Origin of the sequence: Saccharospirillum sp. (assembly GCF_040881935.1) — a bacterium.
Taxonomy (GTDB): domain Bacteria; phylum Pseudomonadota; class Gammaproteobacteria; order Pseudomonadales; family Natronospirillaceae; genus Saccharospirillum.
The window spans coordinates 1-14,373 of record NZ_JBBECH010000088.1; the positions used below are offsets into that span (position 1 = coordinate 1).

Genomic DNA, 14,373 nt, shown 5'->3' on the forward strand with positions numbered 1-14,373 from the left:
CCGGCATCTGAATATCCATAAAAATCAGGTCGTACTGATTGCGCTGCACAGCGTCGACCGCATCTTCTCCGTTCCGTGCCCCGTCTACCTGGACGCCAATGCTTTCCAGCAGGGTGATGATCAGTTTCAGATTAGCGGGGTTATCGTCGACCGCCAACACCCTAACGGTGGAGCGCATCAGGCCCAGAGCCAGCGATGTGTTTTCTTCAATTTGCCCGGCTTTTTCCGGGCGAAGCATGGCTACCAGCGTCTGGTAAAGCTGGTTGTAGCGTACCGGGGTCGATAAATAGTGCTTGGCACCTTGCTCCAGCAGTTTGTAGCTAATGTCCTCATCCCGTGTTGTGGCCAATACCAGTGTCGGGCAGTGCAATTCCCGTTCAATATGCAGTATCTGGCGGTACAGCGAGTCGTCGTTGTCGAACCCACTGACATCGACCAGGGCCATGTCCGGGCGTACCGTATCGGGTTGCTTCAGGTGCTGGTGCAGGTCATCCAGCTTGCTCATCACCAGGCAGTCCATACCCCATTGTTCGGCCTGATGACGAAACGCCAGTTGCGACATCTCGCGCGGTTCGACGATGGCCAACGTGAAACCACTCAGGTCTATTAGTTTGGGTGGCTGTTGAATGGCCGGGGCCACTTCCGCTTTGATGTTGAACCAGAAGGTGGAACCTTCATCTTTCTGGCTTTCCAGGCCAATATCGCCGCCCATCTGCTCCACCAACCGCTTGGAGATGACCAGCCCAAGACCGGTGCCGCCAAATTCGCGGGCAGTTGATGAATCGGCCTGGGTGAAGGCATGGAACAGGGCTTTCTGTTCGGCTTTGGACAGGCCAATGCCGGTATCGGTCACGCTGATGCGGAGCATCAGTTTGTTGCCCTGGGCCTGTTCGATCATGGTGCGTACGACAATACTGCCCTTGGGCGTGAATTTGATGGCGTTGTTAACCAGGTTGGTCAGTACCTGTTTGAGCCGAAGCGGGTCGGTAATCAGTTGCTCTGGTACATCGGAGTAATACAGGCTGACCACTTCCAGTTGCTTGGCCTGAGAGGCCGGGGCCAGCATCACCAACACATCCTCGATGGTTTCACGCAGGTTCATGCTGCGGTTATCGAGCATTAGCTTGCCTGCTTCGATCTTACAGAAATCGAGTACGTCATTGATGATGGTCAGCAGGCCCTGTGAAGACGACAGAATGGTGGAAATGTAGTCTTCCTGCTTGCGTGTCAGGTTGGATTTGGCCAGTAGGCGGGCAAAGCCGATAATGCCGTTGAGCGGTGTGCGAATTTCGTGACTCATATTCGCCAGAAACTCGGTTTTTACCTGATTGGCCTGTTGCGCTTCGCGCCGGGCCATATCCAGTTCGATGTTCTGGATTTCGATGGTTTCCAGTGTTTCGCGCAAATCTTCGGTGGCCTGCTCGACGCTGTTCTGCATTTCTTCATAGGCGTCGCGCAAGGTTTCTGCCATGGAGTTGATGCCCACTTCCAGATCATGCAGTTCGCCGTTCGCTTCCAGGTCGACCCGGGCGTCCAGGTTGCCCTCGCGAATCGCGTCGACGGTAGCCATCATATTGCGTACCGGGCGGCTGATTTCCCGGCTTAGCCAGACAGCCAGCCCGGAAACAGCGATCAGGCCGAGCGTCAGAATCATCAGGTTAATCAACAAGGTCCGGTAATGCGCGACCTGGGTGTTGGCGTAATCAAACTCAATTTCCAGCCAGCCCGTGGGGGCGGAAGTGCTCATGCGCAGCTGCAGGTCGGCCGGTGGGTAGATCGGGATCAGGTAGCGTTGTGTCCCTTGAGTGCGGTAGCGGGTGAGGCGGTTGGTGTCCTGGATGGAATAGGGGTAGGCCGGTCCCTGCATGGTCGGGCCAGATTCCAGCCACTCGCTGCCAAAGGGGTCAAACAAACGAACCGCACGAGCATCGCGCTCGTTCAGGGCGCGGCGCAACAGGGCATGAACCAACTCGGTGCGACCTGCCTGCAAGGGTAACGACAAGGCGTCCGCCAGCCGGTTCACCGCCGTTTCGGTACGGCTGTTAAAGGCGTTGGTCTGCTGGTCCATATCGTTTTTCGTAAACCAGGCCGTAAAGGCAATACCAAAGACCAGTACCGGCGCCAGAGCGATAAAAAGGATACGGTTTTGAATGCCCGTGGAAATCATGTGACTGCCTGTCTTTGTAGTAAAGGAACTGTAATCGGCCCATGGCAAGCGGTCAATTGAAACCCAGCGCCAGAGCACGCCTCGGGCGGTGTTAGAGGTACTCGTCCAGGCGCCATATAACGTTGGTGTTGCTGGATAAAAGGAGGCGCTATTACGCACCGGCACCCGAACGCAGTATCATAGCGGCACTTTTTTGATAGGAAGCAGCCAATGCCCTCATATCCGACGATTGAAGACTTTGTCGGCAACACGCCACTGGTCCGTCTGCAGCGCATGGCCGGTGCGACGAACAACACCATTCTGCTCAAGCTGGAAGGTAATAATCCGGCGGGCTCGGTCAAAGACCGACCCGCCATCAGCATGATTCGTCATGCCGAGGATCGGGGTGACATTAAACCCGGTGATACACTGATCGAGGCCACCAGTGGCAACACCGGTATCGCACTGGCGATGGCTGCGGCGATCAAAGGCTATAAGATGATCCTGATCATGCCAGCGAATCTCAGCGAGGAGCGCCGTGCCAGTATGCGCGCTTATGGGGCTCAAATCATCAGCGTGACCCAGCAGCAGGGCATGGAGTACGCGCGGGACCTGGCGTTACAGATGCAGGCAGACGGCAAAGGCCGTGTGCTGGACCAGTTTGCCAATCAGGATAACCCCCTGGCGCACTATGAAAGTACCGGCCCGGAGATCTGGCGCGACACCGCCGGTCAGGTGACCCATTTTGTGTCATCGATGGGCACTACGGGCACGATTATGGGCGTATCCCGATACCTGAAAGAGCAAAACCCGGCTATACAGATCATAGGCTTGCAGCCGGATGAGGGGTCTCAGATACCGGGCATTCGGCGCTGGCCCGAAGCTTACTTGCCAAAAATATTCGATGTCAGCCGGGTGGATCAGGTATTGGACATCAATCAGCACGAAGCCGAGGTTGCCATGCGCCGTCTGGCAGCCGAAGAGGGGATCTTTGCTGGTGTGTCATCCGGTGGAGCCGTTGCCGGTGCGTTGCGCCTCAGTCAACACCTTGAGAATGCGGTCATAGTGGCCATCATATGTGACCGGGGTGACCGCTATTTGTCGACTGGGGTGTTTAACTAACTCAAGTTTCGGAGTTCGGGTCAACTCATAGGCGTTGGTCCGCACCGAGTGGCGGGTATGCCTCTGTGGGGTCGGCGTAAATCCGTCCATGGAGCCTAGGCCGCAGCATCCCTGCTGCGGACTACCCCACAGAGGCATACCCGCCACCCGGTGCTTGTCTCCTGAGCGAACTCCGGAATTTGAGTAACTGAAACAACCTGGCCCGAAACTGGCTAAGGCGAAAGGCATTGGCGGAACATCGCTTGCGTCTGCGAGGTTCAATGGCTAAGGTGCGCCCCTTTCCGGGGGTACCCATGACAGGATGTCCGGGCATAGTTTGGCTATGCAACGATTTGAATAACAAACGAGTAACTGATGGTTAAGGTACGCGAAGATCAACCCGTATTCAGTGACGGAACAGTGGACTTGGAGTCCTGGCTGGTCCGCGTGGAACAGCAAAACCCCTTGCTTGACCGGGAAGAATTGTTGCGTGCCTGCCGCATTGCCCGATTGGCCGAGCAGGAAACTGAAACGCCCCAGAACCACTGGGGCGAGGGCGAGTCGGCCTATCGAACCGGCCTGGAAATGGCCGAAATTCTTTCTGAACTGAATCTGGATCAGGATGCCATCATCGCGGCCATCCTGTATCGAACCGTGCGCGAGGAAGAGTTGCCGCTGGATACCGTGCGCGACCAGTTTGGTCCGCAGGTGGCCATGCTGATCGAAGGCGTCTTGCGCATGGCCGCCATCCATACCAAGCATAAGTCGACACGCCGTGCCGTGCTGGGCCAGCACGAAACCCAGGGCGAAGCGGTGCGCAGGATGCTGGTGGCGATGATCGATGATGTCCGCGTCGCACTGATTAAGCTGGCGGAGCGGACCTGTGCTATTCGAGCGGTCAAGAACGCACCGGCCCAGCGCCGCTATAAGGTCGCGCGTGAGGTTTTTGATATCTATGCCCCCCTGGCGCACCGGCTCGGGGTGGGGCATCTGAAGTGGGAGCTGGAAGATCTCTCATTTCGCTACATCGAACCTCTGGACTATAAAAAGATTGCCAAGCTGCTCGACGAAAAGCGCCTGGATCGGCAGCGTTATATTGAGAACGTGCAAAACATAATTCAGCAAGAGGTTGGCAAAGCCGCGATCAAGGCAGAGATTCAGGGCCGGGCCAAGCACATTTATTCGATCTGGCGAAAAATGAAACGCAAGAACATTAGCTTCAGCCAAGTGTACGACATCCGCGCGTTTCGCGTGTTGGTGCCGGATGTGCGTGATTGCTACACCGTGCTCGGCATCGTTCATTCTTTATGGCGCCACATTCCCCGCGAATTTGATGACTATATCGCTTCACCCAAGTCTAATGGCTATCGCTCTTTGCACACCGCGGTCATCGGGCCGGAAGGTAAGGTGGTTGAAGTGCAGATCAGAACCCATGAGATGCACGACGATGCCGAGCTGGGTATTTGTGCGCACTGGGTGTACAAGGGCACCGATGCCAAAGGCAAGGCGCATTCGCGCGGCTATGAAGAGAAGGTCAATTGGCTGCGCCAGGTGCTCGAATGGCACGATGAACTCGGCGATATTCAGGAAATGGTGGAAGAGTGGGGCGCGGATGTCGCGACTGACCGCATCTATGTACTGACGCCGGAAGGTCACGTCATTGATCTGGTCAAGGGTGCTACGCCGATCGATTTCGCCTATAAGATCCACACCGATGTCGGTAACCGCTGCCGGGGCGCCAAGGTGAACGGGCGTATTGTTCCCTTGACCCATCGTCTCAAAATCGGTGATCAGGTATCGGTGTTGACCGGTCGGGATCCGGCGCCCAGCCGCGACTGGCTGAACCCCGACCTCGGCTATGTACACAGTTCCCGGGCGCGCGCCAAAATTCGTCACTGGTTCAAGTCGCTGGACCGGACCGAGAACCTGCGTGATGGCAAAGCCATGCTGATGCGCGAGTTGCAGCGTTTCAACCTGCCCAAACTGGATATGGATGAACTGGCCAAACGGGTGAACTTTCAGTTGGCTGATGATATGTGCGCGGCCGTTGGGGCTGGCGATTTGCGTCTGATGCAGGTGGTGCATTCGGCGGAAGCCATGGTCAACCCGGCACGGCCGGATGAAATTCAGCTGTCGACGGCCAGTGAACTGAAACCCAGTGGCGATCTGGTGATTCACGGTGTGGGCAATATGATGACGCAGATTGCCAACTGCTGTAAGCCGGTACCGGGCGATCCGGTGGTCGGTTTCATCACCCTGGGCCGGGGCGTTTCGATTCACCGGCAGGACTGTGTGAATCTGCTGCAGATGAAAGACCGAGAGCCGGAACGCATTATCGAAGTCAGCTGGGGTGGCGAGACCCGGCGGACTTATCCGGTCGAGCTCAATATTCTGGCTTACGACCGAACTGGCTTGCTGCGCGACATCATGATGATCATGGCCAACAGCAACATCAACGTGACTTCGGTTAACACCCTGTCGAATAAGGATGAAAGCCAGGCAGACATGCGGCTGACCGTGGAGATCGAAGACATTGATTCTCTGGGAAAAGTCATGGCCCAGTTGTCGAAAATCGCCAACGTGGCTGATGTACGGCGGGTGATGCCGCGTGTGAAGCATTAGGGGTACACCGGAACTAAAGTTTCAGAGTTTGCCGAGTAGACTAGCGGCGGGTGCCGGGTATGCCCCTGTGGGGTAGTCCGCAGCATGGATGCTGCGGCCTAGGCTCCATGGACGGATCTACGCCGACCCCACAGGGGCATACCCGGTATCCGGCGCGAGCCAAAGCCACCCAAAGAGCCCGAACCCCGGAACTTGAGACAGGAACAGGCAGACGAATTTGACTCAACGATACGATTATCACGATCTGAAGACACTGATGCAGCGGTTGCGTACGCCAGGCACAGGGTGTCCCTGGGATCTGGAACAGACCTACGAGTCAATTGTTCCGCATACGCTGGAAGAGGTGTATGAGGTGATCGATACCATCGAGCGGAGTGATTACCAGCATTTGCGCGAAGAGCTGGGCGATCTGGTGTTTCAGGTGGTGTTCTATGCCCAGATTGCGACTGAAGAACAACGCTTTGACCTCGATGATGTGATTCACGATCTGGTCGCCAAGCTGATCAGCCGTCATCCTCACGTGTTCCCGGCCGGGACGCTCGACAGCCAGATAGATCCGACTCAGCAAACCGATGCCGGTACGGTGACCGGTCAGTGGGATCAGTTGAAAGACGTCGAGAAACAGAGCAGCGGGCGGGTTACCTCGCTGCTGGACGATGTGCCGCGCTCATTGCCCGGTTTGCTGCGCGCCCGCAAGCTGCAGAAACGGGCTGCCCGTGTTGGATTCGATTGGCCGGATTCCAGTGGTGTATTCAATAAAGTCGATGAAGAACTGGCCGAATTGCGTGCCGCCGCTGCCTCGGGCGATGCCGCCCATACTGAGGAAGAACTCGGCGATCTGTTGTTTGTGATCGCTAATCTTTCCCGCCATCTGGATGTCGACCCGGAACAGGCGCTGCGTAAAGCCGCGCGCAAGTTTGAAAGTCGGTTCAGTCAGGTTGAGCAGCAGGTCCAGGTCAGCGGTGTAGATTGGTCCGGCCACAGTCTCGATAGCCTGGATGCATTCTGGAACCAGGCCAAGGCAAAAGAACCCCGGTAACGGGGTTCTTTTAGGCCGTTTCCAGTGCTTTGGCGCCAGCTTTCAGCAGTGGTTTCAGGTACTTTCCGGTGATTGAGGCCTTGTTATTGGCCACCTCTTTTGGCGTGCCTTCCGCGATGATGTAGCCGCCACGGCTGCCGCCTTCCGGGCCCAAATCAATTAGCCAGTCGGCTGTTTTGATGACATCCAGATTGTGTTCGATCACCACGACCGTATTGCCGTGATCGCGCAAGCGATGCAGCACGGCCAGCAGTTGCTTGATGTCGTGAAAGTGCAGACCGGTGGTTGGTTCATCCAGAATGTACAACGTATTGCCGGTATCCCGCTTGGAAAGCTCCCGCGCCAGTTTGACACGCTGGGCTTCACCGCCTGACAAGGTGGTCGCGCTTTGGCCGAGCTTGACGTAGGTCAGGCCGACATCAATCAGCGTTTGCAGCTTGCGCGACAGCGCCGGAATGGCGTTGAAGAAAGCGTGGCCCTCTTCGATGGTCATTTCCAGCACTTCGTGAATGTTTTTGCCCTTGTAGCGGACATCGAGCGTTTCCCGATTGTAGCGCTTGCCGGTACAAACATCGCAGGGGACGTAGATGTCGGCCAGGAAATGCATTTCCACCTTGATCAGGCCATCGCCCTGACAGGCTTCACAGCGGCCACCTTTGACGTTAAAGCTGAACCGGCCTGGCTGATAACCGCGTGACCGCGCTTCCTGCGTGCCTGCAAACAGCTCGCGGATGGCCGTGAAAATGCCGGTGTAGGTCGCCGGGTTCGAACGCGGGGTTCGGCCGATTGGGCTCTGGTCAATGTCGACCGCTTTGTCGAAGTGTTCCAAACCACTGATGCTGTCGTGCGCCGCTGCCGTCAGGGTGGTGGCTTTGTTCAGCACGGTTGCTGCCAGCGGGTGCAGGGTCTGGTTGATCAGCGTCGATTTGCCGGAACCGGATACACCGGTGACGCAGGTAAAGAGCCCGACCGGTACGTTCAGGGTGACATCGTTGAGGTTGTTACCCCGAGCTCCGGTGATCGTTAGCACCCGCTTCGGATCCATCTGGGTCAGTTTCTTGGGTACTTCGATGCGTTGCTTACCGCTGAGGTACCGACCGGTCAGTGAATTGGGGTTGGCCATGATGTCGGCCGGCGTGCCCGAGGCAACAATATGCCCCCCATGGATGCCGGCACCCGGGCCAATATCGAGTACAAAGTCGGCCGCGCGAATGGCGTCTTCATCGTGCTCGACCACCAGCACGGAGTTACCCATATCCCGCAGGTTAGTCAGGGTTTCCAGCAAGCGGTCGTTGTCGCGCTGGTGCAGGCCAATCGAGGGTTCATCCAGAATGTACATCACGCCAACAAGGCCCGCGCCGATCTGGCTGGCCAGGCGAATACGCTGGGTTTCACCACCGGAGAGGGTATCAGCGCTGCGGTCGAGGGTCAGATAATCGAGCCCGACATTGACCAGAAAGGTCATACGCTGGACGATCTCACGCAGAATCTTGTCGGCGATCTGGGCGCGGGATCCGGTCAGCGTCAGTTCCTGGAAATAAGTGAGGGAGTCGCCAATGGCCATGTGGGTGACTTCAGGTAGGTTGATGCCTTTGACGAACACATGACGCGCACTTTGTTTGAGGCGGCTGCCGTGACAGCCCGGGCAATCCTGCTCGGTCAGGAACTTGGACAGTTCCTCGCGCACCATCTGACTGTCGGTTTCCCGATAGCGTCGTTCCATATTCGGCATAACGCCTTCAAAGGCGTGGCTGCGCGAGTAGCTGGCTCCGCGGCTGTTAACGTAGGAGAAATCGATCTCTGTTTTGCCGGTGCCGTCCAGCACATAGCGCTGAAAACGCCTGGGCAGGTTTGTGAACGGCTGATCAATATCGACGCTGTAATGCTCGCCCAGCGATTGCAACTGGCTGAAATAATAGACTGAGCGTCTGTCCCAACCGGGTATCGCGCCTTCAGCCAGCGACAGGGCCGCATCACGCACCACCTTACCGCCATCGAAATACTGCTTCATGCCCAGGCCGTCGCATTGCTCGCAAGCGCCGGCCGGGTTGTTGAACGAGAACATGCGCGGTTCAAGTTCGGTGATGGAGTAGCCGCAGACCGGGCAGGCAAAGCGGTTGGAAAACAGCATGTCCGATCCGTCGCCGTCCATGTAGACCATTTTAACAATGCCGCCAGACAGCGTCAGACAGGTTTCGAAGGACTCCGCCAGACGCAGTTTCAAGTCGTCCCGGACTTTAAAGCGGTCAACCACGGCTTCGATGCTGTGCTTTCGCTTTTTATCGAGTTCGGGCACTTCATCGAGGTCCATTACGGTGCCATCGACCCGTACCCGCACAAAGCCCTGGGCACGCAGTTCATTGAACACATGCAAGTGCTCGCCTTTGCGATCATCGATGATCGGCGCCAGCATCATCAGCTTGCTGCCCTCGGGCAACGCCAGCACCTGGTCGACCATCTGACTGATGGTCTGGGCTTCCAACGGTTCATCGTGCTCGGGGCAGCGCGGTTCGCCCACCCGCGCGTAAAGCAGGCGCAGATAGTCGTAAATTTCAGTGGTGGTGCCCACAGTAGAGCGCGGGTTGTGGCTGGTGGTCTTCTGTTCAATGGAAATAGCCGGAGACAGCCCTTCGATGTGGTCGACATCGGGCTTTTCCATCATCGACAGGAACTGGCGGGCGTAGGTCGACAGGGATTCGACATAGCGACGCTGACCCTCTGCATAGAGGGTGTCGAAGGCAAGTGACGATTTGCCTGACCCGGACAGGCCGGTGATAACGACGAGTTTATCGCGCGGGATGTCCACATCGATGTTTTTCAGGTTATGGGTGCGAGCCCCCTGGACGGAAATCTTGTCCATGCCTTCCTCTTTTTCCGGCTGTTGCGATGATGGTTGCGGCTGCCTGCCTGGGCAGTTACGCAAGCGCTGCAGTTTACTGTATAAACGTACAGAACCCAAGTTCGACGGTGGTTGCTTTGATTGCTGTGGCTACAACTCGCGCTGGGCCCCGGGTACAGACCTGACGGGACGCTGCAAGTACTTCCCTGTAAGCTCGGCGAGCCCCATCCATGGGGCTCGACGCCCGTCAGCTCTGCACCCGGTGCCCAGCGCTGGTCAACTGTGGTTACCTAGTCTGCGTATTCAAGACCCACTGAAAAATGCTGTATGTGGCAAGCATAACGGGAACCAATTCTGGTACCATGCGCGACTTTGTAATGACACTGGTTATTTGACTCAATTGATAAGCTCAGGTACTGAACCTGGGGCTTTACGGACACTGCCGGTATATGGCTTTTAATACTCTGGAAAAAAAGGCGCTGACGGGCCTGGCACTGTTATATGCCTCGCGCATGCTTGGGCTGTTTATGGTGCTGCCGATTTTGACGCTTTATGGTCAGTCCCTGGCCGGTGCCACCACAGTGCTGTTGGGCATTGCGCTCGGAATCTACGGCATAACTCAAGCCGTACTGCAGATTCCGCTGGGGATGTTATCGGATCGTTTTGGGCGTAAGCCGGTTATTGCTGCAGGACTGGGCGTATTTATCCTCGGTTCGGTGGTTGCCGCACTTTCGGACCATGTTCTGGGTGTGGTTATCGGCCGTGCCTTGCAGGGTGCGGGTGCCATTGCCAGCGTTATTCTGGCCTTGCTGGCCGATTATACCCGTTCTGAGGAACGAACCAAGGCGATGGCCATTGTCGGTGCCATTATTGGTGGCTCCTTTGTGCTGGCGGTGATTGTCGGCCCGGTTATCGCCAGTGCTTTTGGGTTGTCCGGGGTGTTCTGGGCGACCTCACTGATGGCTTTGGGCGGTCTGGTTATTGTGTACTGGCTTCCGGCGCCGCCACCGGCGAAAGTGCATGAAGAGCGCCGCTGGCAGGGCAGCCAGTTGGGGCGGGTGGTCCGTGACCGGCAGCTGGTGCCGTTAAACCTTGGTGTGTTTGTACTGCACCTGACCATGACCATGATGTTCGTCGGTTTGCCAGTGGCGCTGGTTCAGCAGGGCGTAATGGGCGACCAGCTGGGCTGGGTGTATGCCCCGGTTATGGTGTTGTCTTTCCTTGGTATGGTGCCGATGATTGCCATTGCCGAGCACCGCAAAGCGCATCGGCCGTTGTTGGCGCTGGCCGGGGTCTTCATCATTCTGGCGTTGGCGGCACTGGGTGTAAGCTCAATGGCCTGGTTGAGTATTGGTATGGTTTGGTTGTTCTTTGTGGGCTTTAACTTTGTCGAAGCCAGCTTGCCGTCGCTGATCAGCCGGCGCGCGCCCGAGCATGCCCGGGGAACCGCCATGGGCGTCTTTTCGACCGGGCAATTTCTGGGTGCCGCCTTTGGCGGCCTCTGTGGCGGCTGGGCCTACCAGAGCTTTGGTATGGCGGGTATTGCTATGATCGGCATCTCAGTGATGCTGGTGTGGATAGTGTTACTATGGGTGCTGGGTGTGCGTGACCGGAGTGGTCAGGTTGCGGTATAAGCGGTTGGCCGCGAGGCCGTCAGTGACGACCCTAACCTGTCGCTGCGTTCCTGACCTTATCGTCATGAAGTGCAGTGCCCTTGATTTATCGCACGACCGGTTCAACGATAGCGAACACTGACTCAGGACAAAAACGGAGCTTGTGCACCGAGTATCCGCCCTGAAACGACATTTACAGAATAGGATGCAACAACTATGGCACGCGGAACAGTAAACAAAGTCATCATTCTGGGGCGTCTGGGACAAGACCCTGATGTGCGGGCAACGGCCTCGGGAACTCAGGTGGTCAACCTCAATGTGGCCACCAATGAACTGGGCCCTCGTGACGAGCAGGGTAACCGGACCGACAGCACCGAATGGCACCGCATCGTGATTTTTGGCCGCATGGCCGAAAACGCGGCGACTTATCTGCGTAAGGGTTCTCAGGTTTATATTGAGGGCCGCCTGCAAACCCGCAAATGGCAGGACCAGAATGGTGTTGAAAAATACAGCACTGAAATTGTGGCCAACGAAATGCAGTTTATCGGCGGGCGCAGTGACAACCCGGGTGCAGCTCAGAGCGGCGGATTTTCTGGTCAGGGCGGCCAAAATGCCGGCTATCAGGGCAATGCACCTCAGTCCTCAGGTGGGTTTGGCGGTGGCCAGCCACAGGGGGGCTTTGGTGGCAAGCCGTCTCCAGCCCCTGCTCCGAGTCAGCCGGCGCCGCAGACGGGTCATCAACCTGCCAATAATTTTGACGATTTCGACGACGATATCCCGTTTTAAGGCTGTACCAAGGTGAAATTACTGGTTACTGACGCCGAGGGGCCGTTAGCGCGTGCACTGGGTCGATTGGCGTCGGCCCGGGAAATCACGGCTGTTCTGGTTCCCGATGCGGAACTGGATCTGACGGATGCAGTCGCCGTAGCGGCGCTTCTAAAGCAGCACCGGCCCGACTATGTCATCAATGCCTATGTTCACAATGATCTGGAGCCTGAGGTTACGGTCGATTCCCGCTGGCCGCACCTGATAGATCAGGGTGTTGCTGTGCTCGCAGAGGCCTGTCAGCAGGCCGGTGCTGCCTTGTTGCAAGTATCGAGCGAGCAGGTGTTTGATGGCAATAAGGCGACGGCTTATTCCGAGCAGGATGCGGCGCAGCCGATAACAGCGGTTGGCCGTGATTTTTTGCTGGCGGAGCAAGCTGTGCGTGACCAGTGCGAACGCCATCTGATTCTGCGTTCATCCTGGGTGTTCAGTGCCGACGGGCGTAATTTTCTGACCCATATTGTTGCCGGGGCGCAACAGTACGATGTCATTCAGGTTTTAGATACCCAGCGAGGGTGTCCCACGGCCGCGACCGATCTGGCGCGGGTGATTGTGGCCATGCTGGAGCAAGTCGACTGCGATGTGGAGCCTCCTCTGTGGGGGACATACCATTACGCTGGCAGTGACGTGACTCACTGGCATATTTTCGCTGAAGCCATCGTTAAGGCGACCAAGTCCTGTATCGATGTTGAAGTGGAATCGGTCGAGGCCATCTACCCACAGGGACAGGATGAGAGTCTGCGACCGCAGAACCTTGAATTGAGCACCCGAAAAATTCTGGCAACCTTTGGTATCAAGCAGCTGCCCTGGCGACGCGGTGTTCAGGATGCACTGAAACTCAGTTTTGATCCCCCGTCGGAGACATCCGATACCGGGGCGTCTTCGTGAAGTGGGTGCGGCGCCTGGCCATGGGGGTGTTTGCCCTGTTGTTGGCGCTGGTTTTAATTGCCTGGTTGTTAACGGTACCGGGTGACAGCGCGCCTCGAACGATCATACCCTTTTCCGATCTGAGCAAATATCGCCAGTGGCTGGATGACTACCATCCTGCGCGGCTGCAGGCGGGTCAGGCGGTCTCGCTGACGGTACAGCAAGACGATGTGCAGAAACTGGCTATTTTACTGGCCTCGACCCAGCCAGCACTGACTCATACCCAGTTCAGAGCCCGCATCACGCCGGACAGCCTGCAGTTGGAGGCCTGGTATCCGACCCGGGTTTTGGATCGCTTGTTACCCCTGCAACTGACCTGGACGCCCAGCGAACCCTTCAGACTGCAACGATTGTGGGTGAGTAGTGTGGCTATGCCTGACTGGGTGGTGGGTCGGTTAAACGGGCGTTTGGCGCAGCTGCCGGCTGTGATCGACGCCGAGCGACTGTGGCAGACGTTGAATCCGGTGGTGGAGCTGGGTGATGGAAGCTTGCAGTTTTCAACGGAGTGGAATGACCCTGAATTGTCAGGTTGGCTCTCGGATTTTGCGCCTTTCTGGTCAGACGCCGCGCAGCGTGAGCGCCTGGTTGAGGAAGTTGAGTGGATTAGTCGCTTCTTTGCCACCGATGGCCGCCAGCGGATTCCCCTGCGGGACATCCTGATTGCATTGGCTCAACGCCCGAATCTGGATTTTGAACAAGATGGCAGTGCTGTGTTTGGTGCGCTGTCCTATGCCACGCTGGGGTCGGTATCGGGCATGCAACCGGGTGTCGATTTGCCCAGGCTATCCAGTCAGCGCCTGACCCTGCATGGGCGCTATGATCTGGCGCGCCATTATACCCTTGCCATGTGGCTGGGTACGCAGATGAGCCCGGACGCCGCGCTGGAGCTGGCTACCTACAAAGAGTGGTCGGACGCTGAAACGCGTAGTTCGGGTTTCAGTGCCGAAGACATGGTTGCCAACGTCGCCGGGCTGGAAATGCTGGGGTATTTGAGGCGCATCGATGCACTGGATCGTAAAGATTTTCGGCCAGCGACCGATGACCATTTAATGCCGGCGCGTTCTTTCTGGGAACCCTGGCTGTCAAACGGTGCGGCACTGACCGAGCGACAATTGCGCGAGCTGATTGATTCAACGCGAGAGCAGTTGCAATTCAGTGGGTCGTGAATGGTGGAAACTGAACCGGCAGTGGACTATTGCTAGTCTGTTATTGTCGGTCTTATTGACGTCAGCCGGGTCAGGATCGGGCCTTTGGCGCCTGA

At 57.1% G+C, this 14,373-nt stretch carries 9 protein-coding genes; 7 read left to right on the top strand and 2 right to left on the bottom strand.

What is annotated here, in order from left to right:
- Window positions 1–2,167 (bottom strand): ATP-binding protein (locus WEB54_RS16215; RefSeq protein WP_368055322.1); only part of this gene is annotated, 2,167 nt, incomplete at its 3' end.
- Between the two features lie 210 nt (window positions 2,168–2,377).
- Here WEB54_RS16215 and cysM point away from each other — a divergent pair.
- From cysM to mazG, 3 genes are all read left to right on the top strand, one after another.
- Complete coding sequence (gene cysM / locus WEB54_RS16220; RefSeq protein ID WP_368056714.1) at window positions 2,378–3,268, top strand: cysteine synthase CysM; 891 nt, start codon at window positions 2,378–2,380, stop codon at window positions 3,266–3,268.
- Between the two features lie 354 nt (window positions 3,269–3,622).
- A complete protein-coding gene (gene relA / locus WEB54_RS16225; protein WP_368056715.1) occupies window positions 3,623–5,869 on the top strand; it encodes a GTP diphosphokinase in 2,247 nt (748 codons plus the stop codon).
- Window positions 5,870–6,086: 217 nt separating this feature from the next.
- On the top strand, window positions 6,087–6,908 hold the full coding sequence (gene mazG / locus WEB54_RS16230; protein ID WP_368056716.1) for a nucleoside triphosphate pyrophosphohydrolase: 822 nt from the start codon (window positions 6,087–6,089) through the stop codon (window positions 6,906–6,908).
- 10 nt (window positions 6,909–6,918) lie between these two features.
- Here the strand turns inward: mazG and uvrA are convergent, their stop codons facing one another.
- Window positions 6,919–9,768 (bottom strand): excinuclease ABC subunit UvrA, encoded by a 2,850-nt coding sequence (gene uvrA / locus WEB54_RS16235; protein ID WP_368056717.1) that lies wholly within the window; start codon window positions 9,766–9,768, stop codon window positions 6,919–6,921.
- Window positions 9,769–10,196: 428 nt separating this feature from the next.
- Here uvrA and WEB54_RS16240 point away from each other — a divergent pair, with 428 nt between their 5' ends.
- From WEB54_RS16240 to WEB54_RS16255, 4 genes are all read left to right on the top strand, one after another.
- Entirely contained in the window at window positions 10,197–11,381 is a 1,185-nt protein-coding gene (locus WEB54_RS16240; protein WP_368056718.1) for an MFS transporter, read from the top strand.
- 195 nt (window positions 11,382–11,576) lie between these two features.
- Window positions 11,577–12,146 (top strand): single-stranded DNA-binding protein, encoded by a 570-nt coding sequence (locus WEB54_RS16245; RefSeq protein WP_368056034.1) that lies wholly within the window; start codon window positions 11,577–11,579, stop codon window positions 12,144–12,146.
- A 12-nt stretch (window positions 12,147–12,158) separates the two neighbouring features.
- Window positions 12,159–13,073, top strand: a complete 915-nt coding sequence (locus WEB54_RS16250) for an NAD(P)-dependent oxidoreductase (RefSeq protein ID WP_368056035.1) — start codon at window positions 12,159–12,161, stop codon at window positions 13,071–13,073.
- Window positions 13,070–14,278, top strand: coding sequence for a hypothetical protein (locus WEB54_RS16255; protein ID WP_368056719.1), 1,209 nt, complete (start codon window positions 13,070–13,072; stop codon window positions 14,276–14,278). Before WEB54_RS16250 ends, WEB54_RS16255 begins: the two co-directional genes overlap by 4 nt.
- Window positions 14,279–14,373 lie beyond the last annotated feature (95 nt).